Here is a 23,582-nt window from a genome sequence, read left to right as displayed (position 1 = left end):
ATTCCTCGGCGTAGCCCTCCTCGGGTAGCCCTGTCTCGTGCTGCTGAACCGCTGCCAAGCGCCCGCTTTCACGCGATTCATATCGACCGTTGCCATAGCCGATGCCCCAGCCGATGTCCCAGCCGGTTGCCTATGAGCAATCAGCGCCGGTCATCGTTATGCACCAATCGATGCCTCTCCGGCCGCAGGACCAGGCGCTCTCCTTTCCATGGAAATCTCCTGCAGGCATCCCCCCATGGGTTTTTCGGCAATAACCGGGCTATCGTCCATACCTTCCGCCCGCCTATTCCATACACTGTAACAAAAGCGGAATAAATCCGCCTTATACCAAGGATGTGATTGCAAGTGAACCCGAATCATTACCCTCCATCCGGCCAGCGCAACACACCTGCCTCCGGACCGCCTTCTCAGGGAGGCATTTTTCCAGGCCTCGGCAATTCGTTTCCTTTTCAGCATATGCCCCAGCAGTCGCTCTTCGCTCCGATGCCGTCTTCGTCCCCTTCCTTGATGCCGTCCGGTCCCGCTACGTCGATCGGACCGCTGGCCACGCTGGAAGCGGCTGCTCCCGCAGCCAAGGGCGGCCTGTTCTCGCTCGACAAGCTGTCGGATATCAAGGGCTTCGTAGACCGGATCGGCGGCCTTGACGGCATTCTCGGCACGATGACCAAAGCCCAGAAGATCATCGGCAGCTTCCAGCAGATGGCTCCGCTGATGAAGGTCATGATGGGATCGTTCGGCAAGAAAGGCTCTGACAAATCCAAGCTGGTGAATCTGGAAGACGACGACTGGAAACCTTCGAAGAAAAGAAGAAAGAACAAGAAACGCCGTCCGTCCGGTTCCCGCAAACGCAAAGGAGGCTCCGCCAAAGGTTCGCGCAGCCGCAACCGCCGGCGCCGGAAAGGGCGCATAACGAAGTTTGATGAATAACTTGTTCAGGCGCAAAAGACAGCCCGCCCGGCCGCATGAAGCGGTCCGGACGGGCTGCTTGCCTTGCAAGATGAACATGAGCCGTCCAATGCGCCTATAGGAAGATCCATTCGATGATCTTGTACATCAAGGCGGACAGGCCCATCGCGATCGGAATCGTGATGATCCACGAGATGACGATGCGTCCCGCCATGCTCCACTTGACGTTGGCGAAGCGCTTCGCGCTCCCGACGCCCAGCAGGGACGACGTGATGACATGCGTCGTGCTGACCGGGAAGTGGATCAGCGTCGCGGTGAAGATGACGGCGGCAGAGCCGAGATCGGCCGCGAAGCCGTTGATCGGCTCGATCTTGAAGATCTTGGTGCCCATCGTCTTGATGATCTTCCAGCCGCCGACCGATGTGCCGAGCGCCATGGCCGTCGCTGCGGACAGCTTGACCCACAGCGGAACCTCCAGGTGGTCCTGGATGCCTGCGGCCACGAGCGCGAAGGTGATGATGCCCATCGCCTTCTGCGCGTCGTTGGTGCCGTGCGTATACGACTGGAATGCAGCCGTGATGATCTGGCCGGTGCGGAAGCCTTTGTTGAGCTGATGCGGGTTGCCGTTGGCGAAGATCAGCTTCAGGATCCACATGAGCGTGAAGCCGATCGCGAAGGCGATGAACGGCGAGAAGATCAGGCCCTTGATGATGTTGGTGAAGCCGCCTGCGTTGATGGCTCCGAAGCCGTCCGCCGCGATGACTGCGCCGGCAAGGCCGCCGATCAGCGCATGGGAGGAGGACGACGGGATGCCGAACCACCAGGTGACCAGATTCCAGATGATGGCGCCGAGCAGCGCCGCGATGACGATCTGCTCGCCGTGGGCGAGCGTGGCCGGGTCGGCGACGCTGCCGCCGATCGTCTTGGCGACGCCGGTGAAGCTGAGCGCGCCGACGAAGTTCATGACGGCGGCCATGATGATGGCTACGCGCGGCTTGAGCGCCCGGGTCGAGACCGAGGTGGCGATGGCGTTGGCCGTGTCGTGGAATCCGTTGATGAAATCGAATGCCAGCGCCAGAAACACCACCGCTATCATGACGACAAATGTTGTATCCATGGGCTGCGGTTAGTCCCCTATCCTATTAACTGTTACGCATGATAATGGTTTCAAGCGTGTTGGCGACGTCCTCGAAGTAATCGGTCGTCTGTTCCAGCATTTCATACAGTTCCTTGCGCTTGATGAGCTCGATCGGGTCCTTGACGTTCGTGAAGAGCGCCTTGATGCAGACGCGCAGCAGATCGTCGGCCTGGTTCTCCAGCTCGTTGATGGCGATATTCGGCTCGCGGATGGCAAGCAGCTTTTTCTGGGACAGCAGGTAGATCGCTTTCTTGACTTGATGCGAGTTGCGGACCAAATTGTCTGCGAAAAGGCGAATGTATTCGTCATGGTCGGTAACCTGGTACATCTCGAAGCGGGAAGAGCAAGCCTCGATCTCGTCCACGACATCGTCGAGAGCCGTCGTCAGCGCCATGATGTCCTCGCGCTCGATCGGCGTAATGAACGTCTTGTTCAGCTCTGTAATGATCGTATGTGTATAGCGGTCGCACTGGCTCTCATAATCTTTCATCACCTTGGCAAACTCGCCGACATTCGTCAAATCCTCGACACCGCGGGCAAAATATTCCACGCATTCGACAATCGTGTCCGCCATCTCTTCCAGCGTCTTGAAGAAAATATTCTTCTTGGCCATGTTCGTCCCCTTTGCTTTCAGGAAATGATTCTGCTTGCCCAATTTGGGCCGAACTAATCTTATCACAGTTGCTCCGCATCTTGTAAAGAATTTGTAAACGAAAACAAGCCGCTTGACACAAAATTGTCGTTTTTTCGACAACATTCGACCTTTTTCGCCTGTTCCCAGTCTTCCCCTTTCTTCCGCTCCTATGCCGAAAAAGGAAGAACGAAGAACGCCGGGCGGGTATATCCGCTCCGGCGTCCAGATGAAACGGGAGATGCTGCCCTCCCGGCTCCTAAACTCGAATGTAATCAGCTGTACGTGACATGGCCCTCAAGCGAAGGATCGAGGGGCATGACATGCCAGAACGTTTTGCCCGGCACGAAGCTCAGCTCCCTCCCGTCCTTCTCGAGGCGGAACGAGCCGTCCGCGCCCCGCTTCCACTGCGCCTCCATGACTTGCCCGCGCTGGATGAGCAGCGCCGGCCCTCCATCCTTCAGTCCGACCTCCAGCCGCCCATAATCGTCGTACGCCCGGTGATTGGCGCCGATGACGACCAGATTGCCGGCGGCGAGCTGCTCCTTGCTCTCCCGGTCCTCATGCGGCTTGCCGTCTATGAAGCGCTTGTACACGTCAGAGCCGGAATCGTACTCATACGACACCTTGTAATTCTGCAGCTGGAACCTCAGCTCCACATGGGTGGCCGCAGGAGAGGCCGCATCGACCGAAGCGTTCGGAGAGAAGGTGTAGGAAGGCCCTCCCGCCGACTTCAGATAGCCCTTGCGGTCGGCGATCTTCGTGATCTTCTCCAGATCGGTGTACAGGTTGTGCGGCGCCTTGCGCGTCTTGTCCCGCCAGTAGTAGCCGCCCGCATTGGAAATCTCGTCGAGATACGGCTTGCCCTGATGCTGCAGGATGTCGTAGGCGTCCGTGCTCGCGCCCGCATGAGTGAGGACGCCGTGGAAAGACTCTCCGATCTCGATCAGATACGGCCGGATGCTGCGGACCGGGCCGATGGCTCCCTTGTAGACGGTGTCGCTCTGGAAGACGGCGATCAGCCTTGTGATTCCGCCTTCGGCGAGCACCTCCCACAGCATGTCCGCATGGGTCAGCCCGCTCTGAGGGCGCGCCGCGGAGAAGTTGTTGACCATGACCGTGTACGGCCTTGCCGTCAGGGCGGCTCCGTCCGCCAGCGGCAGCCCCGTCAGCGGCGCGGCCGGCCCGGCCTGCTCCGCCGGAGCGGAAGGGCTCGGCTCCGGCGACGGGCTCTCCGGGGCAGGCGCCGATGTCGGCGCCGCAGTCGGCTGCACCGAGGCGGGAGAGCCGCATCCGCCGAGCAGCAAGCCGGCGGCCAGCAGCAGCGCTGCCGCTGTCTTGAGATGCCTGGGACGGGTCAGCAAGCCCGGGGTCCGCAGTTCCATGTGCATATCCAGATGTTCCTCCTCCAATATCCATAGGTTGGCAGTTATGTCCATTTAAGCATACTTGCCGCAGCTTGTCTCCCGCGGCCTTCGGATAGAGGAGGAAGAAGAGGATCATACTACCAATTGCCATCATGCCGCTGTTCTGCTTCTGCTTGTGCTGACAGCAGGCTGCTTCAAGAGCGAGATTTCCGCCGACCTGATGTTCGTCAAAGCCGTCGGCATTGACTATGACGAGGAGAGCAAGGACTGCACCGTGTATGTCCAGATGCTCGCGGAGGAAAATTCACCGGGATGCTGACCGAGGAGCAGCTGGAGAGCTGGACCTGGATGAATACCAACATGAAGAGGTTCCACGCCCGCGTCAGCCTCTGTATACCGGAACGCGCTGACGATCGAGGCCGATCGTTTCGGCCTTGAGGAGATCCTGTACCGCAAACATCCCGGACGCTGGAAGCAGACCCGGGATGGCAAGGAGTTTATGCTGAAGGAGGATTCCTTCGATGTGGAAGTTGCCGTGGATCTCCAGACATCGGGGAAATACAAGCCGCTATGAATGATGCCGCGCCGTTTTGAGCCCGCATGCAGACGGCCGCTGCCGAAACCTTCGATGCGCCTGCAAGATCATTTCCTTGAAGCGATGCCGGCGGTTCAGATGCTCCAGTGCTGCCACTCCTGCCGGCGGCCCTCCAGCTTCTCCAGCCAGTCGGCCGTCAGCCGGATCGCCTCCTCCTGATGGGCGCGGGTCGAGTAGGTATGGTCAGCCTGGAAAATGATTTCCTTGTCGCACAGCCCGTCGCCGCGGGTCCAGAAAACCTTCTGGTACAGGAAGCTGTAGTCGGCCGGAATGACATCGTCGCTCGTGCCGTGCACGAGCAGCACGTCGCCGCCGAAGCGGGACGCCGCCTGGAACGGCTGATGCTGCTGCAGCGAGTCGAAGAACACCGGCTCGAGCGTGTAGCCCGCATAATCTGTTGATCCCTTGAGCACGGCTTCGTCATAGCCTCCGCGTCCGACGATGCGGACGATGTCGTTGAACGGATAGCCGACGGAGGACCACATGACCAGCCTCGTCACCCTTTTGTCCTTGACCGCCGTATGCAGGGCGACCGCTCCGCCGAGACTGTGGCCCAGCAGGGTGATCCGCTGCGGATCGACGCAGTCCATCGAGAGGATGTAATCGAGCGCGGTGCGCGTCTGCTCCACCATGGAATCGAAGCCGAGCGAGCCGTAGCTGCCGCCGCTCTCCCCGCAGCCGCCGTAATCGAAGCGCAGTACATAGGAGCCCTGCGCCGCAAGCTGGCGGGCCGTCTTGACGAACAGACGGTCCACCCCGATCCGGCTGCCGACGAAGCCGTGGCAGATCAGGACGGCGGGCTTGCGCTCCTCCCGCTCCGCTCCTCCTCCGGCAGGGTAATGCAAGGTAGCTGTCAGCTCCAGTCCGTCATGCCGCAAAGTCAGCTGTTTTTCCATATGCGCTTCATCCTCTCTATCGGGGTCCGATTCATTCATCCTCATAATTCCGACCGAATTAGTAAGTATTATCTGAAATCAGCTTAGCATCTCCCTCCGCCGTCTGTCAATGGAAGGAGGCTGATGCCCGAATCGCAGCAAAAAAGCCGCTCCGAATGGAACGGCTTGGCCGGTGCAACCCTATGGACGTAACGATATGATCAAGAGACAGGAGAGAAATCCACATGGAACAGCTCATCGAATGGATCGGACGCCACTGGCTGGCCGCATTCCTGGCCGCAGCGCTGCTCGTGGCCGTCGGGTACGTATTCGTCAACCGCAAGTTGCTCTTCTACAAAGAATGAGCTTCCTGCCTCTCGGCTCCGGCGCGGGCCGGCAGCAGAGGCAGAATGAGCTCGGCGGAGGTGCCGGATCCCGGCTCGCTCCGGAGCAGCAGCCGTCCGCCGTGCAGCTCGGCGATTTCCTGGCAGATGGCCAAGCCCAGGCCGCTTCCCGAACGGGATGAGCCTGCCTTGTAGAACTTGTCGGTCACATGCGGCAGGTCCTCCGGCTCGATGCCGACGCCGGTATCCTCGACGCGCAGCACCGCCTCGTCGCCTTCGCGGGAGGACATGACGCGGATCGTTCCGCCGTGAGGGGTGAATTTGAAGGCGTTGTCGATCAGGTTGATCATCACCTGGCGCAGCCGGTTCGGATCGCCGGCGACATAGAGCGGCTGCGGCTCCAGCAGGCTGATCAGGCGCACGCCGGTCTCCTCCTGCCGCACCGCAAGCTGCTGGACGCATTCGCGCACGGGCAGATTGAGGTCGAACTCTTCTTCATGGAGATCCATGCTCTTGGAGCTCAGCTTGGAGAAATCGAGCAGATCCTCGACCAGCCCCGTCAGACGCTCCGTCTCGCGGGAGATGATGGACAGTCCTTCGCGCAGCTCTTCCCTATCCGTATGAGGATCGGCGAGCGTCTCGCTCCAGCCCTTGATCGAGGTGAGCGGCGTTCGGAGCTCATGGGATACGGAGGAAATGAAGTCGTTCTTCAGCTTCTCCCGCTTGTTGAGCTCGACAGCCAGCGTATGGAGCGTGTCCGACAGCTGGCCAATCTCATTGCGCTTGCCGCTGCCGGAGATGCCGAGCGACCAGTCGCCATCCGCCATGCGGCGGGCTCTGCGGGTCAGCTCCCGGAGCGGCCGCACGATCAGGTTGGCCATCAAGACGCTGAGCAGCAGGAAGAGAGCGACGATGGCGGCAGCCGTCAATGCGGTCATCTGGAACAGACGAGCGACCATCGCGTCGACTTCCTTCAGCGAGGCGGAGTAACGGATGATGGCCACGATCCGGCCGTCCCGGTAGAGCGGCGAGGAGGCTGCGGCGATCCGCTCTCCGGTTGCGTCGTCCTTGCCGTACCAGGCCGTCGTATCTCCTGCCGCCGCATGCACGACATCGGGCGTGCGGATCGTCCGGTTGTCGGAGATGCCGTCCGAATCCATGAACATGCGTCCGTCGGCCTGCAGCATCTGGATGCGGGGGTAGCCCTCGGTCATGTTCTGGAGCATGTAATCCGCCCGCTCGTTCGGCGTCATCCACTGCATGGAACGGGCGTGCAGCGTCATCGAGGACTCCACGCGCTGCTTCATCGCGCTGGAGGCGCTGCCGTAGTAATAGTTCCAGATAAGCGTCATGAACATGCCGCCAAGCACGAGCACGACGAGGAAGATGAGCAGGAAATAGCTGAGCACCATCTGGGTTTTGAGGCTTTTCATGCTTCGCCTCGCTTCCAGCGGTAGCCGTAGCCCCACACCGTCTCGATGATCGCCGGCTCGGAAGGATTGCTCTCGATTTTCTGCCGGATGCGGCGGATGTTGACGTCGACGACCTTCAGATCCCCGACGTAATAACGTCCCCACACCTCGCTGAGGATCTCGTCCCGCGAGACGCTCTGGCCGCATCTCTCCATGAGCAGCTTGACGAGCGTCCATTCGGTCGGCGTCAGCACGATCTCGCGTCCGTCCTTCCACAGCTTGTGGAGCCGCTCCGACAAGCGGAACGGACCGGCGGCGAGCATGTCGGCCGCTTCCGGCTCGAAGGATGCAGCCGCCTGCCCCCGGGAGAGAGAGGCCGCTTCTTGAGCGCCGCTGGAAACCAGGTCCGCCGCAGCCTGGCCTGCCGGCCGCAAGGAAGGATCGGCATCTCCGGGCGCCGGCGCCGGGCTGCCCGCCGCGGGAGCGGAAAGACGCAGCCGGCGGGAGAGGGAATGGATTCTCGCCATCAGCTCGCCGGGGCTGAACGGCTTGTGCATATAGTCGTCCGCGCCAAGCTCCAGGCCGCGGATCTTGTCCTCTTCCTGCGCCTTGGCCGTCAGCATGATGATGCCCATCGCCGGATAGGCTTCCCTCAGCGAGGCGCAGACGTCGAATCCGCTCATGCCCGGCAGCATGACATCAAGCAGCGCGATATCGACCGCTCCTTGCGACAGCACCAGCTCCAGCGCCTCTTCTCCGCTGCCGGCCTCCAGCATCTCCATGCCGCTGCGCTTCAGGTTGATGCGGACGAAGCCGCGGATGGCCTCTTCATCTTCCACCAGCAAGATTCTCAAGCTTCCCTCTCCTCCTTTCCGCTTGAAATGGGATCCATTCGTTCCATGACATCGCTAATTTTCCGGGAGCAGCCTGACCGAAGAAGCAAGCTGCTCGTCGGTCAGCCGCATGGAGCGGTACTGGTTCAGCTCCGCCTCCGGCCACTTGCCGTCGGGATCGGGCTCCTGCACGGCGGCGTAGACGAATCCCCCCGCCGTACGGAGGTTGACGACTTTTTTGCGCGGAGCGCCGAGAGCAGCTGACCAGCCGTCCCATTCCTTGACCGGAACGGCGCAGATCGTCCAGAGCGGGGCGATACGGCCCGACTTGGCGTTGTAATAATTGACGGTAATGATGCCGTTCGCGATATCGTCGGGACGTGTCAGCGTGAACTGGCCTCGCCAGCGCGACGGAATCTGCAGCGACAGCCCATGTTGATAGCTGTTGTACTCGATCGACACCGGCGCGAACGGCTCCCTCGGATCATACTTCTCTTCGCCGGGCAGCAGGCCGTTCCACTGCATCCACTCCGTGTAGAACAGCATGTCGGCATGAGGGGTGTCCTGCTTCTGTCCGGCCGCTTCCGTGAGGCGGCTCCATTCGAGAATGCCGTCTCCGTTGATGTCTCCGTTCATGACGCCGCTCGGACTGAAGCCGAGGTCGGGATTGCCGTATGGCGGGTATACCTGCTCGAGGGCTCCTTCATTCCACATGAACATGGCGCTCATGGAGGAATGCGCTCCGACGCTTGCTTCAGCGATGAGGCCGTACCGCTCCTTGGACACTTTGCCTGCGGCAAGCCTGTCGTACAGGTTCACGTCGGGATACAGCGGAAGGGATGCCGCTTCCGTCAAGCGGCCTTCGGCCAAGCGGTATACGCGAAGCGTAGGGAGAGTTCCTTTTTTGTTCCGGTTCACGAGGGAAATCTCGGGCAAGCCGTCGCCGTCCACATCGCCGGTCTCAGCCGTCTCGTAGGCGAGCTCGGCGAGCGGCTTCAGAACGAGTCCGCTGTCCCCTTCCTCGAATTGCGGATTCAGGAACGAGTAGACCTGCAGCATATATTGCTGCCCCGACGTCGAATCGCCGGGCACGCTGACCGCCCAGCCCGCCACGAGCTCGGGCCGCTTGTCGCCGTCGAGATCGACGATGGACAGCCAGTCCAGGCTGGTGCTGGCCGCAGAGCGGATGGTAGCCCACTTCTTCCAGCCGGAAGCCTCCTCCTTGGCGATCATGAGCTGGCAGCCTCCGTAGCTGTCTGTATAGGAGACAAGCGCCTCGGGCTTGCCGTCTCCGTCGAGATCCAGCGTGCGTATGGCTTCCGGCTGCTTCTCCCGCTGCGGCAGGGCGAGCGAGCTTCCCGGAGGCAGCAAAGCACGGACTTCCTGCGTCAGCTTGCCGGACGGCTGGGCCGCCTCCGGCGCCGTGAGCAGGTCGGCGGGCGCAGCCGTATAACGGCAGCCTGCCAGCAGCACAAGGCAAGCCGCTGCGGCCAGGCAGGCCGTGCGGCGTTTCAAGGACGGACGGCGGGCAGTGCCCGCCTCCCGCCGATTGTATTTAAAGCGCATGGTCAAGTCGCCTGCTCCTCCTTCGTGCCGATTCTGCCCACACAGCGATCCCCGCATGGCGGCGGAAATCAGGCTTCAGGCAGCTCGTCGACCGTGACGAACACGTAGCCTTTGTTCTTCAAATCCTTTATGATCAGCGGCAGCAGCTCGGCCGTATGCAGCTTGCTGCCGAAAGAGTGCATGAGAATGACGCTTCCGGGCTTCACGTTGCGATCCACATTGGCTCGCATGGTAGCGACGGATGTGCCGGCCCAGTCCCGCGTATCGACGTTCCAGAGCTCCATGCTCCGGCCGCTGTCCCGCAAGATCTGCTTCAGCTGCGGCGATGTCGAGCCGTATGGAGGGCGGAACAGGCTCGGAATGATTCCGGTTGCCCTTTCGATAAGTGTATCATTATACGCGATTTCTTGCAGGATCTTTGTCCTGCCTGTTTTAGCCAGATCGGCATGATGATAGGTATGATTGCCTAGGGCATGGCCTTCCTTGACGATGCGGGCGACGACGTCGGGATACTGCTTGACCTGCGTGCCGACGACGAAAAAGGTCGCCTTGATGTCATTTTTCTTCAATATATCGAGAATGGCCGGTGTCGTACGGCCGTCCGGCCCGTCGTCGAACGTAAGGGCAACCGCGCGCGTTCCCTTCGCGACCTTCGCCGTATGCTGCCTTCCGTCATTCGGCTTGGCCAGGCCGGCAAGCGACGTCTTTCCTTGGCCGTAGACGCTGTCGGCTACGTTGTTTCCAGGAGCCGGCGCAGGATTCACATGCGGCTTGGGGCTTGGGCTTGCAGCCGGCCTTGGGCTCGAGCTCGGAGAAGCCGGAGGCGCGGACGGATCCGGGCTTCCGGCCGGCATGGGCGAAACAAGGGATGCATCCGTCCCCGGCGAGACGGACGGAATGGGATCCGCCGGAAATCCTCCGGCCGATACGCGGTCTGCCAGATCGCCCGCGGAACAGCCTCCGGCTGCCGCCAAAGCCGCGGCCAGCGGCAGCAGCAGCAGCCTCCGGCCGATCCAAGCCCCCTGCGATCTTCCCCTTCCTGTTGCGGTAAGATGGCGGGACTGCTTCTTGGACGCCGCTCCCGCGTTGATTTCTTCCGAATGCCTGAACGTCAGTCGTGTCATGATGTCGTTTTTCCTTCGTTCTTTCATTTCGCGCAACTTCTCCCCACATGATTGGATGAGACCATCGTAAGGGATCCGGCTCCAGGAGGAGTTACAATCCGGTAACACGGCCCGACAGCCGTCCCCGATATTCGACACGGTCTGTGGTACAATATGTCTATATCATTCGATTCAGACATTTCTGTAAAGGGGGTGGCGGTCCTGAACAAATCATCCGCCCGTTCCAATCCGCTGCGGCTCATCATCCTCGGCATGCTCATGGAGAAAGACCGGCATCCCTATGAAATCTATACGACGATGCTCGAGCGCAGAATCGACCAGCATACGAAGGTCCAGATGGGCTCGCTCTACTATGCGGTCGACCAGCTGGCGGCCAGCCATGACATCGAGCCGGCCCGCACCGTCCTGAATCCGCGCGGCCAGGAGAAGACGGTCTATCGGATCACCGAGCCGGGCAAAATCCTGTTCCATGAGCTGTTCTTGGCCCGGATGAATGAAATCGGCCCGATCTACCATCCTATGCTCGGGGCGCTCGGGTTCGCCCGCTTCATCGATCCCCATGAGCTCGTCTCCAGTCTGGAGAGCCGCATCCGGGAGCAGGAAGAGTTCGTCCGCCACTGGGAGGCTGTGTACGAGGAGCACATATCCGATGTGCCGCGGGCTGCCCTGCACATGATGTCCGGCATGCACGAGCATGCTCTGACGGAGCTGCGCTGGCTGCGCAGGCTGCATGCGGACGCCGCCGCCGGACGCCTCGGGGAGATCGGCGCTCCGCTGGACCCGCTGGAGGATTGATGGCTGCGCAGGCTCCTGCCTGATACGGCAGCTATGGGCTGGAATGGTGTCTTTGCACGCGGCTTGCCGGTATAGAAAAAGAGCTTCGTTCCCGAATGGAACGAAGCTCTTTTCGATTGAACCGAGGCTCTGGCCTGTTGGACCCGACTTTCTTGTTAGCTTGGGTCTCTTGGAGACAAGGCGTTCTGATCGGAACGAAACTGTGGTCTGCTGGACAAGCCCTTCTGATCGGAACGAAACTGTGGTCTGTTGGACAAACCTTCTGATCAACGAAACTGTGGACTGTTGGACAAGACGTTCTCATTAGCACCAAGCTTCAGTCGATTGAATGGAACTCTCTCTTCCAGGAGCTCCCTCATTGGGCAAGCAGCAGGACGATGGAGAACAGTCCGAAGCAGATGTTCAAAAGGTAAAGAAAGGACACGACTTGAACCGGCTTCATCCCGGAGGCAAGCAGCCGGTAATGCACCTGGGACGCGTCCGCCTTGTAGAACGGCACTCCGCTGCGGATGCGGGAGATGACGACGCGCAGGTTGTCGAGAATCGGCACGCCGAGCGACAGGATCGGGATGAACAGCGACAGCAGCGTCGCCTGCTTGAACGCGCCGTCAAGCGCGATGACGCCAAGCATGAAGCCAAGATAGGTCGCACCGGCATCTCCCATGAACACCTTGGCCGGGGGGCGGTTGAAAACGAGATAACCGGCCGAGATGCCGACGGTGATGACGGCCATCATGGCGGAGCCCTGCTGGCCCATGACCAGCGCGACGACGAGCAGCGTGCCCGCCGAGATCGCGGACAGTCCGCCGGCAAGGCCGTCCATGCCGTCCGAGAAGTTGATGACCGTGGTCACGCCGAATATCCAGAGAACCGTGAAAAGGAACGAGAGCCACTCCGGCAGCGAGACGTAGGAGCCGGTGAACGGATTTTCGAAGCCCGCGAATACGATGCCAGAGGCATAGACGAGCACAGCTGCGGACAGCTGGACCGCCATCTTGGGCAGCGCCGGGAACTCCCTGCCATGCGTCTTGTACCAGTCGTCCACGAGACCGATCAGCAGAATGAGCAGCCCTCCCCCGAGAATGGCAAGCGACTGCGTCCACGTATCGCGGACAAAAATCAAGTAGACGGCGGTGAATCCGGCGAAGATCGCAATTCCGGCCGTCAGTGGAATCGGCTCCCGATGTATTTTGCGCTCGCTGTCCGCACGAGGCTTATCCACAAAGCCGATTCGCAGGGCGGCTCTGCGCAGCGGCGGAATCAAGGCGACGACAATGATGAACGATAGCAGAAAAGCGATCACGTAACTCATAACTCACTCCCTTCCAGGTTGTCCATTCGATTTTATCTGGGTAAAAATGGCATTGTCAACGACAGCATCTCCCGGCAGCTCTTCTTAACGGACCTGCTTCGACACCTTTCGAGACAGGCAGAGGAAACGCCGTCCCGGCTGGAGCGGATAAGAAGAGCCTGCAAGGCTCCGGAGGCTGACGCCATGAAAGAGAATCCTTCCGCAAACAGGCTCATTGCCCACTGTAACCGGCGTGCATGAACGCCAGATGAACGTCAGATGAACGCTTCATTAAACGGCCAGACGGAGACTTCCAAAGCAAGGCCATGACAAAAAAGCCCCTTTCTTCCGGAAGGTCCGGAAGAAAGGGGCTTTCACGGTGTTGCTTGACGCGGCATCCTCGCCTTTTGCTCGGCAGCCGCGGTTTCAGCCTATCTGTCGGCTTGCAGCGCCTTCATCGCGATGTCGGAGCGGAGCTGCATGCCCTCGAAGGAAACGACAGCTGCCGCCTCGTAGGCCCGGGAGCGGGCTTCCGCGATATCGCGGCCGCGGCCGACGATGCCGAGCACGCGGCCGCCGCTCGTGACGATCTCGCCGTCCTGCAGCGCCGTACCGGCGTGGAAGACGAGCGCGCCGGCGGCTTTGGCCTCCTCAAGGCCGGAGATGGCGCGGCCCTTCGGATACGAGCCGGGATAACCCTCCGATGCGGCAATGACGCATACGGCCGCCTCGTCGCTCCATGATATCTCGATCTGGTCCAGAGTGCCGTCCATGGCGGCGAGCACGATATCGAGCAGATCCGTCTGCAGCCTAGGCAGCACGACCTGGGTTTCGGGATCGCCCATGCGCGCGTTGAACTCCACCGTCTTGACTCCCTCGGGCGTCAGCATGAGACCGGCGAACAGGACGCCGCGGAACCGGCGGCCTTCGCTGACCATCGCCCGGGCCGTCGGCTCGATGATGGTGCGGAGAGCCTCCTCGACAAGAGCCGGATCCACATGCGGCAGCGGTGAATAAGTGCCCATCCCGCCCGTATTGGGACCGAGATCGCCGTCAAAGATCGGCTTGTGGTCCTGAGCCGGCACCATCGCCCGCACGGTCTCTCCGTCTACGAAGGCAAGGATGCTCATCTCCTGTCCGGTCATGAACTCCTCGATGACGACCTGGCTGCCGGAGGCGCCGAACACGCCGCCCAGCATCATGCCCCGGAGCGCTTCCTCCGCTTCCTCCAGCGTCGCGGCCACAGTCACGCCTTTGCCCGCGGCGAGGCCGTCCGCCTTCACGACAACCGGAAGCGGCTGCAGCCGCAAGTAGGCGAGAGCCTGCTCGAAGTCCGTGAACGATTCATAACGGGCGGTTGGAATGTTGTATTTTCGCAGCAGGTTCTTCATGAAAATTTTGCTGCCTTCGATTTCAGCGGCTTTTTTGTCCGGACCGAACGCCGGAATGCCTGCCGCCTCGAATACGTCTACGATGCCAGCGGCAAGCGGATCGTCGGGACCGACGAACACCAGGTCGATGGCCGCCTCCTTGGCGAAATCAGCCAGCTCCGCGAACTTGTCGGCCGCGATCGGCACGCACTCGGCGACTTCCGCGATGCCCGCGTTGCCCGGCGCGCAGTACAGCTTCTCCACTTTGGCGCTCTTCGCGAGCGACCATGCGATGGCATGCTCGCGGCCGCCGCCGCCGATGATCAGAATACGCATATTCATGCCCCCTGTAGATGATATAGGTCGATCCTTCCGCCTTCCTGATCCCGGCGAACCGGAACTAGAATGACATCGTCATAACCGGCGATGGACAAAACGAGAGGCGCCTTTTAGCGCCTCTCGATGTCGTTCCGTCGTTCAGCGCAAGGCGCCTGCCAGCAGCCGTCGGAAGGCCTTATTTGCTGAAGCTGTCCTCAGTGCTTGAAATGGCGGACGCCGGTGAAGACCATCGCAATGCCGTGCTCGTTGGCCGCCTTGATGGACTCTTCGTCCTTGATGGAGCCGCCAGGCTGGATGATCGCCGTAATGCCGGCAGCAGCGGCCAGCTCGACGGTGTCGCCCATCGGGAAGAAAGCGTCGGATGCAAGCACCGCTCCCTTCGCCTGCCCGCCGGCTTGCTCCACGGCGATGCGAGCCGCGCCGACGCGGTTCATCTGGCCGGCGCCGACGCCGACCGTCATGTCATCCTTGGCCAGCAGAATGGCGTTGGACTTCACATGCTTGACGACCTTCCAGCCGAAGAGAAGCTGCTTCAGCTCTTCCTCGGTCGGCTGGCGGTCGGTCACGACCTTGAGATCAGCTTCCGCGATGCTGTGCACGTCGCTCTCCTGCACGACCATGCCGCCGGCGACGCTTGTGACGACCCAATCGCTCTTGCGCTGTGAAGCAGCGGGAAGCTCGCCGGTTTTCAGCAGGCGGATGTTTTTCTTGCGGGAGAGGATTTCCAGCGCTTCCGGCGTGAAGTCCGGCGCCAGGACGATCTCCAGGAAGATTTCCGACAGCAGCGCCGCCGTATCGGCGCCGATGATCCGGTTCGCTGCGACGATGCCGCCGAAGATCGAGGTCGGGTCGGCCGCATAGGCTTTTTGATACGCCTGATGGATATCGGCGCCGACGCCGACGCCGCAAGGATTCATATGCTTGATTGCTACGACCGCCGGCTCGTCGAATTCCTTGACGATGGCGAGCGCCGCATTCGCGTCGTTGATGTTGTTGTAGCTGAGCTCCTTGCCGTGGATCTGCTCGGCCGTCGTGACGTTGCCTTCCTCGGCCAGAGGCTTCCGGTAGAAGGCCGCGCGCTGATGCGGATTTTCGCCGTAGCGGAGATCCTGCACCTTCTCGTAGGTGACCGTATAGCGCTCCGGCAGCGGCTCGCCGCCGAGCTTGGAGAGGTAGTCGCCGATCAGGGCGTCGTAAGCGCCGGTATGGCGGAACACCTTGGCCGCGAGGCGCTTGCGGGTATCCAGCGCCGTGTCGCCGTCCGCCTTGATTTCCTCCAGCACGGAAGCGTAATCGGCGGCATCCACGACGACGGTGACGAAGGCATGGTTTTTGGCCGCGGAGCGGAGCATGGTCGGACCGCCGATGTCGATGTTCTCGATCGCATCCTCATAGGTGACATCCGGCTTCGCGATCGTAGCGGCGAACGGATACAGGTTCACGACGACGAGATCGATGTAATCCAGCCCGAGCTCCTGGATCGCCTTGCGGTGCTCCTCATTGTCGCGTACGGCAAGCAGGCCGCTGTGAACGGCGGGATGGAGCGTCTTGACGCGTCCGTCCATGATTTCCGGGAAGCCCGTCACGTCGGAGATGCCGATGACCGGGACGCCTTCCTTTTCGAGGAGGCTGTGGGTGCCCCCTGTGGAAATGATCTGTACGCCCTGAGCCGCAAGCTCGCGGGCAAATTCGACGATGCCGGTCTTGTCCGATACGCTGATTAACGCCCTGCGGATAGCCAATTTGTCCCCTCCTGATCGGTTGTATTAAATGAATTTCATAATGGCGGATTAAATGTCGCTGACTATTTATCCTCCGAATCGTTCTCCGGCACGATGCTGTCCGGAAGCCGGACCCGGCGGCCCTCCAGCGTGATGAGGCCTGCGGCGAACTGCCTCACGACCCAAGGATAAAGGACGTTTTCCGCCGCATGCATGCGCTCCGCGAGGGAAGCCTCCGTCTCGTCCTCGCCGATCTCGATCGCGCGCTGGGCGATGATCGGACCGCTGTCGAGGCCTCCGTCGACGAAATGCACGGTGACTCCCGTCACCTTGGAGCCGTGCTCCAGCGCCTGGCGGATCGCATGCATGCCCGGAAATGCCGGCAGCAGCGACGGATGGATGTTGATGATTTTGCCTTCAAATGCTTCGACAAGGATCGGCGTCAAAATACGCATATAACCCGCCAGCATGACGAGGCCGACGCCTCGCTGCCGCAGCTCGGCCAAAATCTCGCTCTCATATTGTTCGCGGGAAGCATAATCCTTGGGGGCAAAGGTCCAGGCGTCGATGCCTGCAGCCTGCGCCTTGGCGACGACGGGGGCCGACGGCCTGTCGCAGACAAGCAGCTCCACCGACGCGCCGGCCAGACGGCCGCCGGATGCCGCCGCGGCCAGCGCCGCGAAGTTGCTGCCCTCGCCAGAGGCGAAAACCGCTATGCGCAATGGCGCCATTAGACGTCGGCTCCGCGGAACGTGACGATGCGGCTGCCCTCCGTGACCGTGCCGATGCGGAAAGCCCGCTCGCCCAGCTCGTTCGCCGCGGCGACGGCCGCCTCTGCCTGATCGGCAGGCACGACGACGACGAGGCCGATGCCCATGTTGAACGTCGTGAACATGTCGCGATGCGTGATGGCGCCTTTTTCCTGCATGAGCGAGAAAATCGGCTGGATCGGCCAGCTGCCGTATTGAATCTCCACATTCACGCCTTCCGGCAGCACGCGCGGGATGTTCTCGATGAAGCCGCCGCCGGTAATATGGGCCATGCCCTTCACCTCGACGCGGTTGATCAGCTCCAGAGCCGGCTTGACGTAGATTTTCGTCGGCTCGAGGAGGACGTGGCCCAGCTTCTTGCCGCCGAGCTCCTGGAGCTCATCCTGCAGGCCGTAGCCCGTCTGCTCCAGCAGCAGCCGGCGCACGAGCGAGTAGCCGTTGCTGTGGATGCCGCTCGAGGCCAGGCCGATGACAGCGTCTCCCGGCGCGATCGTCGTGCCGTCGATGATCTTCTTGCGGTCGACGACGCCGACCGTGAAGCCGCCGATATCGTATTCCTCCGGCGTGTACATGCCCGGCATCTCGGCTGTCTCGCCCCCGATCAGGGCGCAGCCTGCCTGCACGCAGCCTTCGGCGATGCCGGCGACGATCGCCTCGATCTTGGACGGCTCCACCTTGCCTGTCGCCAGGTAGTCGAGGAAGAACAGCGGCTCGGCGCCCTGCACGATGATGTCGTTCACGCACATGGCGACGGCGTCGATGCCGATCGTGTCATGCTTGTCCATGGCAAAAGCGAGCATCAGCTTCGTGCCGACGCCGTCGGTGCCGGAGACGAGCACCGGCTCCTCATACTTGTCCTTGTCGAGGCCGAACATGCCTCCGAAGCCGCCCAGGCCGCCCAGCACCTCGGGGCGGAGCGTTCTTTTCACATGCTTCTTCATCCGTTCGACCGCTTCGTTGCCCGCCGCGATGTCGACTCCGGCCTGCTTGTATGCCTCTGCCACTGAACGTTCACTCCTTTGGTATGAAAAACATGGACTGGCTGAAATGGCTTCGCCTGATGGAAGTCAAATGCTGGCTCCGCCCGACCGCCCGATCCTCCGATCGCTGTTGAAGCCGGATGGCCTGAATGTACGATTACAAGGAAGCCATCCGTCTTCAAATGCGAACGCTAAAGCTTCTACGGATTCGAGCGGTCAGGCTGCGCCGATCTTGAATGCCAACGCTGCCTCGTTGGAAAGGCCAAAAGCTCGCCAACGAGCGGCAATGCCTTCGTCAACACGCTTTTTTAGGGATGGTCTCGCCACTCGCGCAACCGCGCTTGAGGGCGGCAAGTCCTACTTGCAGGCCCTGCGCTGGCGGGCCTGGATGGCCGGGCGGATGAACCCGCCGGCAAGAGCATGCCTGTGCGGTCTAGCACCGCTCCAGGCTCATTCTCGGCCGCTCGCCGAATGCACGGCGAGCGGCTGTTCTTGCTGCCGGGACAGCTGCGGCTGGTCCTCGTCACTTCAGGTTGCTTAGCCTGCCAGTACCGGGCAGCGCGAAGCCTGTTCGAGCGGCACCGCCGTAGCCGCCAGCTCTGAACTCGCGGGATGCGAGTGTGCGAGCCCTGTGGGCTGGCCGTAGCTGCTACCCCGGCGAAGCTTCCGCGACGGAAGGCGGAGCGGCTGCTTTTGGCTGCGCCGGCGAGCTGCGATGCCGGGCTTCCCCCTCTCTTTCCTCGGCTGGAGGGAAGGAATTGGCTGGAGCGGTTAGGGGGAAAGCGGAGAAGGCGGACGGATTCCGGAGAAGCGCCAGCGCTCGCATTTGAAGCCGGATTCCATCCCTGACTAAAACTTCAATCGAGGAATCCGGGTTCAACAGCGATCGGAGGAACCGTCCGCTTTCGCAGCGGCAATCACCAAAACGCCCCTAGCAGCTACAGCTCTTGTCCGAGCTCTCGTCGATCGGAGTCGGGTACTCATTCGTGAAGCAGGCGAGGCAGAGGCCGCCGCCCTTGGAGTCGCCCGGAACGGAAGCCGCCTCGATCAAGCCCTCGGCGCTGAGGAAATACAGCGAGTCGGCGTTGATCGCCTGACGGATCTCCTCGACCGTCTTCGACGAGGCGATCAGCTCGCGCCGGTCCGGCGTGTCGATGCCGTAATAGCAAGGGTTGGCGAACGGCGGAGAGCTGATCCGCACATGCACTTCCTTCGCTCCGGCCTCGCGGAGCATGTTGACGATCCGCAGGGACGTCGTGCCGCGAACGATGGAGTCGTCGATCATGACGACGCGCTTGCCCTCGACGATTTTGCGGACGGCGGACAGCTTCATCTTGACGCCCTTCTCGCGCAGCTCCTGCGACGGCTGGATGAACGTGCGGCCGGTGTATTTGTTTTTGATGAGGCCCATCTCATACGGAATGCCTGTCTGCTCCGCATAGCCGATGGCGGCGGAAATGCTGGAATCCGGCACGCCCGTGACGATGTCGGCGTCGACAAACGCCTCCACCGCGAGGCGGCGGCCCATCTGCTTGCGGGCGGTATGGATGTTGACCTCGTTGATGTCGCTGTCGGGGCGCGCGAAGTAGATGTACTCCATCGCGCAGGATGCCCGGCGCTGCTCCTGCTCGAAGCGGTCGGCACGCAGACCGTCCTTGTCGAGGATCAGCAGCTCTCCCGGCTGGACGTCGCGGACGTACGTCGCGCCGATCGTCTCGAACGCGCAGGTTTCCGAGGCGAAGACGTAGCCCTCGCCAAGACGGCCCATGACAAGCGGACGCAGGCCGTTCGGATCGGAGGCGACGAGCAGCAGATCATTGGTCATGATCAGGAAGGCGAAGCCGCCGATGATCCGCTGAAGCGCGTCCTTGGCGGCTTCGACGAAGTCCTTGGACGAGCGTGCGATAAGATGCGCGATGACCTCGGTGTCGCTCGTCGTCTGGAAGATCGAGCCCTGCGCCTCCAGCTCGCGGCGGATCGACGGCGCGTTGACGATGTTGCCATTGGTCGCCACGGCGAGGTCGCCGCCCCGGTACTTGAATACCAGAGGCTGAGCATTGCCGAGCTGGCTGCCCCCGGAGGTGGAATAACGGACATGGCCGATCGCGCGGTCGCCCGGCAGCGAGGCCAGGATGTCCGTCGTGAACACTTCTTTCACGAGTCCCATGCCGCGATGGTAAGCGAAGCTGCCGTCCGAGCTGTCCACGGTACAGACGCCGGAGCTTTCCTCGCCGCGATGCTGCAGCGCATGCAGGCCGTAATAGGCCAGAGATGAAGCGTCAGGGGTATTGAATACCCCGAATACGCCGCATTCTTCCTTGAGCTTGTCGAAAATGTCGTCGCGGCCGATGCCCGCATTGTAATGGGCATTTTCCCATGTGCGGGACACAGCTTGGAGCTCCTCGGATTTGGAGCCGGAAAGTCGGCGGGCGGGTACTGTGGTGTCGGCAGGCTGAACCTCGGGTACTGAACCGCCTATAGGCAAGCCCCCGGGAGCCGGCAGCTCCGGCGCCGAACCCGTCAGCGCTATGCCGTCACCGTCCAGCTCGGGAGCGGCGGATGAAACGTCCTCTCCCCAGCGGGAGCCGAGCTGGACCGCTATGCTTACTTCATCAGACATGGAATCGCATCCTTCCAGACTTTCCGGAGCTCGCCTACCGGGGCCTGCACGCCGGGCTTGCCGTTCACCTTGATGAGGAGCTCGTCTCCGCCGACCGTGCCGATCTCCGCATGCGGAACGCCGCGCTCCGCGAGCAGCGCCAGCAGCGCCGCCTTGTTGTCCTGCGATGCGCTCAGCAGGATGCGCGACTGCGATTCGCTGAACAGCGCGTGGTCCGGACGAAGGTCCGTCGCCACGTTCACTTCGGCGCCGAGTCCGCGGCCAAAAGCGGATTCCGCCAGAGCGACAGCCAGGCCGCCCTCGGACAGGTCGTGAGCCGAGGCGACGAGACCGCCACGGATGGCAGTCAGGACGGCTTCGAGCAGCTTCTTCTCCACAGAGAGATCGAGGCCCGGAGGACGTCCTTCCGTCTTGCCTTCCAGCACATGCTGCAGCTCGCTGCCGCCAAGCTCGGCCTTCGTTTCCCCGAGCAGGATGATGGAGTCGCCGGCATTCTTGAATTCCTGCGTCGTAATATGGCTGATATCCTCCACGAGGCCGACCATGCCGATGACCGGCGTCGGGTAGATGGCGCCCTTGGCGTTCTCGTTGTACAGGCTGACGTTGCCGCCGATGACCGGCGTCTCCAGCACGCGGCAGGCTTCGCTCATGCCGTCTGCGGATTTCTCCAGCTGCCAGAATACTTCCGGCTTCTCCGGGTTGCCGAAGTTCAGGTTGTCCGTGATCGCCAGCGGCTCGGCGCCCGAGCAGACGATGTTGCGCGCCGCTTCGGCGACCGCAATCGCGCCGCCGACCTCGGGATCGAGATAGACGTAGCGGCCGTTGCAGTCAGTCGTCATCGCCAGCGCCTTGCGCGTGCCGGGAATCGTCACGACCGCCGCGTCGGAGCCCGGCGGAACCGCCGTGCTGGTGCGGACCATATGGTCGTACTGCTTGTACACCCATTCCTTGCTTGCAACCGTCGGGGAGGCAAGAACCTTTTCCAGAGCGGCGTTCAGGTCGGCGGCTTCGCCATAGGCAGCCGTATCTACGCTTGCGTTCGCCGCATAATAGGCCGGCTCCTTGGATGGCTTGTCGTACACCGGGCATTCGTCGACGAGCGCGGTGACCGGCATGTCGGCGACTTCCTCGCCTTGATGGAACAGGCGCAGGCGGCCGTCGTCGGTCACCTTGCCGACCTTGGCGCAGATGACGCCCCAACGGTCGAAGATTTCACGCGCCTGAGCTTCGTTCTCCGGCGTGACGACGAACAGCATGCGCTCCTGCGACTCGGACAGCATCATCTCGTAGGGCGTCATGCCTTCCTCGCGCTGCGGCACCTCGTCGAGGTACAGCTCGAGGCCGTTGCCGGCCTTGGACGCCATCTCGGCGCTGGAGCAGGTGAGGCCGGCCGCGCCCATGTCCTGGATGCCGAGCACGATGCCGGAATTGATCAGCTCAAGCGTCGCTTCCATGACGAGCTTCTCCATGAACGGATCGCCGACCTGGACGGCAGTGCGCTTCTCTTCGGATTCTTCCGATAATTCGACGGAAGCGAAGGTCGCGCCGTGGATGCCGTCGCGGCCCGTGGCGGGACCGACGTAGAACACCGGGTTGCCGACGCCTTTGGCGACGCCGCGCTGGATTTTGTCATGGTCGATGAGGCCGACGCACATCGCGTTGACGAGCGGATTGCCCTCGTAGCTCTCGTCGAACATCACCTCGCCCGCGACGGTCGGAATGCCGATGCAGTTGCCGTAGCCGGCAATGCCGCTGACGACATGCTCGAAGAGGTATTTGACGCGGTCATTTTCCAGCTTGCCGAAGCGAAGGCTGTTCAGCAGCGCCACCGGGCGCGCGCCCATGGAGAAGATGTCGCGGATGATGCCGCCGACGCCGGTCGCGGCGCCCTGATAAGGCTCGACTGCGGACGGATGGTTATGCGATTCGATTTTGAACACGACCGCCTGATTGTCACCGATATCGACGATGCCCGCGCCTTCGCCCGGACCCATGAGCACCTTCGGTCCCGTCACCGGGAACTTCCTCAGAATCGGCTTGGAATTCTTGTAGGAGCAGTGCTCCGACCACATGACGCTGAATACGCCGATCTCGGTGTAGTTCGGCAGGCGGCCCATGAAACCGCAGATAAGCTCATACTCATGATCGGTTACGCCGAACTGCTGGTAGATCTTCTGCTCGGCAATCTGCTCCGCCGTCGGTTCCTTAGCTGTTAACTGCTGCGTCATGCTGTTCCCTCCATGCGTTCAAAATCGATGTAAACATCCGCTTGCCGTCTTCGGAGCCGAGAATCTGATCTACCGCGCGCTCCGGATGCGGCATCATGCCGACGACGTTGCCGCGCTCGTTGGAGACGCCGGCGATGTCATAGACGGAGCCGTTCGGATTGCCGCCGTTCGCGTAGCGGAAGACGATCTGGTTGTTCGCCCGGAGGCGTTCAAGCGTCTCGTCGTCGCAGTAGTAGTTGCCTTCGCCGTGGGCGATCGGGATCGAGATGACCTCGCCCTGCGCGTATTGGTTCGTAAAAGGAGTCGCCGCGTTGACGACCTCGAGAGGCGACTGGTGGCAAAGGAACTTCAGGTCCCGGTTGCGCAGCAGCGCTCCCGGCAGCAGTCCCGCCTCGGTCAGAATCTGGAAGCCGTTGCAGATGCCGAGCACGTATTTGCCAGCCTCAGCCGCCTTGACGACCTCGTTCATGACCGGGGCAAAACGAGCGATCGCGCCGCAGCGCAGGTAATCCCCGTAAGAGAAGCCGCCCGGCACGAGAATCGCGTCGTACGCCGAGAGGTCGGTTGCCGTGTGCCAGACATAGTCGACGGACTGTCCGATCGTTTCTTCAACGGCCTTGTAGCAGTCGATGTCGCAGTTGGAGCCCGGGAAAACGATGACCGCAAACTTCATCGGC

General features: G+C 61.7%; 19 protein-coding genes. 3 read left to right on the top strand and 16 right to left on the bottom strand.

The genetic code is table 11. The annotated features are described in order from the left end of the window. Window positions 1-345: 345 nt before the first annotated feature. Window positions 346-927, top strand: a complete 582-nt coding sequence (locus ACLBWT_RS16795) for a hypothetical protein (protein ID WP_447664281.1) — start codon at window positions 346-348, stop codon at window positions 925-927. Between the two features lie 94 nt (window positions 928-1,021). Here the strand turns inward: ACLBWT_RS16795 and ACLBWT_RS16790 are convergent, their stop codons facing one another. The 3 genes from ACLBWT_RS16790 to ACLBWT_RS16780 form a co-directional block, all read right to left on the bottom strand. Continuing rightward, on the bottom strand, window positions 1,022-2,023 hold the full coding sequence (locus tag ACLBWT_RS16790) for an inorganic phosphate transporter (RefSeq protein WP_076359190.1): 1,002 nt from the start codon (window positions 2,021-2,023) through the stop codon (window positions 1,022-1,024). 25 nt (window positions 2,024-2,048) lie between these two features. Beyond that, window positions 2,049-2,657, bottom strand: a complete 609-nt coding sequence (locus ACLBWT_RS16785; protein WP_447664280.1) for a DUF47 domain-containing protein — start codon at window positions 2,655-2,657, stop codon at window positions 2,049-2,051. Window positions 2,658-2,950: 293 nt separating this feature from the next. Further along, window positions 2,951-4,066, bottom strand: coding sequence for a DUF3048 domain-containing protein (locus ACLBWT_RS16780; RefSeq protein ID WP_447664279.1), 1,116 nt, complete (start codon window positions 4,064-4,066; stop codon window positions 2,951-2,953). A gap of 58 nt (window positions 4,067-4,124) precedes the next feature. Here ACLBWT_RS16780 and ACLBWT_RS16775 point away from each other — a divergent pair, with 58 nt between their 5' ends. Further along, window positions 4,125-4,361 carry a hypothetical protein gene (locus ACLBWT_RS16775; RefSeq protein WP_447664278.1) on the top strand — a complete coding sequence of 79 codons (237 nt, stop codon included), beginning with the start codon at window positions 4,125-4,127 and terminating at the stop codon, window positions 4,359-4,361. Window positions 4,362-4,711: 350 nt separating this feature from the next. Here the strand turns inward: ACLBWT_RS16775 and ACLBWT_RS16770 are convergent, their stop codons facing one another. The 5 genes from ACLBWT_RS16770 to ACLBWT_RS16750 form a co-directional block, all read right to left on the bottom strand. Continuing rightward, window positions 4,712-5,533, bottom strand: a complete 822-nt coding sequence (locus ACLBWT_RS16770) for an alpha/beta hydrolase family protein (protein ID WP_447664277.1) — start codon at window positions 5,531-5,533, stop codon at window positions 4,712-4,714. Window positions 5,534-5,864: 331 nt separating this feature from the next. Continuing rightward, the gene (locus tag ACLBWT_RS16765; protein WP_447664276.1) at window positions 5,865-7,289 is read right to left on the bottom strand and encodes a sensor histidine kinase; all 1,425 of its coding nucleotides are present in this window, start codon (window positions 7,287-7,289) and stop codon (window positions 5,865-5,867) included. Then, the gene (locus ACLBWT_RS16760) at window positions 7,286-8,122 is read right to left on the bottom strand and encodes a response regulator transcription factor (RefSeq protein WP_447664275.1); all 837 of its coding nucleotides are present in this window, start codon (window positions 8,120-8,122) and stop codon (window positions 7,286-7,288) included. Before ACLBWT_RS16760 ends, ACLBWT_RS16765 begins: the two co-directional genes overlap by 4 nt. Window positions 8,123-8,176: 54 nt before the next feature. Continuing rightward, the gene (locus ACLBWT_RS16755) at window positions 8,177-9,667 is read right to left on the bottom strand and encodes an FG-GAP repeat domain-containing protein (RefSeq protein ID WP_447664406.1); all 1,491 of its coding nucleotides are present in this window, start codon (window positions 9,665-9,667) and stop codon (window positions 8,177-8,179) included. 68 nt (window positions 9,668-9,735) lie between these two features. Continuing rightward, window positions 9,736-10,791, bottom strand: a complete 1,056-nt coding sequence (locus tag ACLBWT_RS16750) for a polysaccharide deacetylase family protein (protein ID WP_447664274.1) — start codon at window positions 10,789-10,791, stop codon at window positions 9,736-9,738. A 192-nt stretch (window positions 10,792-10,983) separates the two neighbouring features. Here ACLBWT_RS16750 and ACLBWT_RS16745 point away from each other — a divergent pair, with 192 nt between their 5' ends. Further along, the gene (locus ACLBWT_RS16745) at window positions 10,984-11,586 is read left to right on the top strand and encodes a PadR family transcriptional regulator (protein WP_447664273.1); all 603 of its coding nucleotides are present in this window, start codon (window positions 10,984-10,986) and stop codon (window positions 11,584-11,586) included. Window positions 11,587-11,941: 355 nt separating this feature from the next. On the opposite strand, the gene ACLBWT_RS16740 is transcribed toward ACLBWT_RS16745, so the two are convergent. The 8 genes from ACLBWT_RS16740 to purQ form a co-directional block, all read right to left on the bottom strand. Continuing rightward, complete coding sequence (locus ACLBWT_RS16740; protein WP_447664272.1) at window positions 11,942-12,898, bottom strand: MraY family glycosyltransferase; 957 nt, start codon at window positions 12,896-12,898, stop codon at window positions 11,942-11,944. A gap of 410 nt (window positions 12,899-13,308) precedes the next feature. Beyond that, complete coding sequence (gene purD / locus ACLBWT_RS16735) at window positions 13,309-14,583, bottom strand: phosphoribosylamine--glycine ligase (RefSeq protein ID WP_447664271.1); 1,275 nt, start codon at window positions 14,581-14,583, stop codon at window positions 13,309-13,311. A 197-nt stretch (window positions 14,584-14,780) separates the two neighbouring features. Further along, on the bottom strand, window positions 14,781-16,328 hold the full coding sequence (purH, locus tag ACLBWT_RS16730) for a bifunctional phosphoribosylaminoimidazolecarboxamide formyltransferase/IMP cyclohydrolase (RefSeq protein WP_447664270.1): 1,548 nt from the start codon (window positions 16,326-16,328) through the stop codon (window positions 14,781-14,783). Window positions 16,329-16,390: 62 nt separating this feature from the next. After that, complete coding sequence (gene purN / locus ACLBWT_RS16725) at window positions 16,391-17,038, bottom strand: phosphoribosylglycinamide formyltransferase (RefSeq protein WP_447664269.1); 648 nt, start codon at window positions 17,036-17,038, stop codon at window positions 16,391-16,393. Beyond that, window positions 17,038-18,081, bottom strand: a complete 1,044-nt coding sequence (purM, locus tag ACLBWT_RS16720; RefSeq protein WP_447664268.1) for a phosphoribosylformylglycinamidine cyclo-ligase — start codon at window positions 18,079-18,081, stop codon at window positions 17,038-17,040. Before purM ends, purN begins: the two co-directional genes overlap by 1 nt. A 907-nt stretch (window positions 18,082-18,988) precedes the next feature. Next, window positions 18,989-20,677: an amidophosphoribosyltransferase gene (gene purF / locus ACLBWT_RS16715; protein WP_447664267.1), complete on the bottom strand. Its 1,689-nt coding sequence runs from the start codon at window positions 20,675-20,677 to the stop codon at window positions 18,989-18,991. Then, window positions 20,662-22,905, bottom strand: coding sequence for a phosphoribosylformylglycinamidine synthase subunit PurL (gene purL / locus ACLBWT_RS16710; RefSeq protein ID WP_447664266.1), 2,244 nt, complete (start codon window positions 22,903-22,905; stop codon window positions 20,662-20,664). The genes purF and purL overlap by 16 nt, the downstream gene beginning before the upstream one ends. Then, window positions 22,883-23,578 (bottom strand): phosphoribosylformylglycinamidine synthase subunit PurQ, encoded by a 696-nt coding sequence (gene purQ, locus ACLBWT_RS16705; RefSeq protein ID WP_447664265.1) that lies wholly within the window; start codon window positions 23,576-23,578, stop codon window positions 22,883-22,885. The genes purL and purQ overlap by 23 nt, the downstream gene beginning before the upstream one ends. Window positions 23,579-23,582: the final 4 nt, after the last annotated feature.

It is taken from the genome of Paenibacillus sp. D51F, assembly GCF_053345695.1.
Note: the sequence above shows the minus strand (reverse complement) of the source record. Positions and strands in the feature narration are given on the sequence as shown.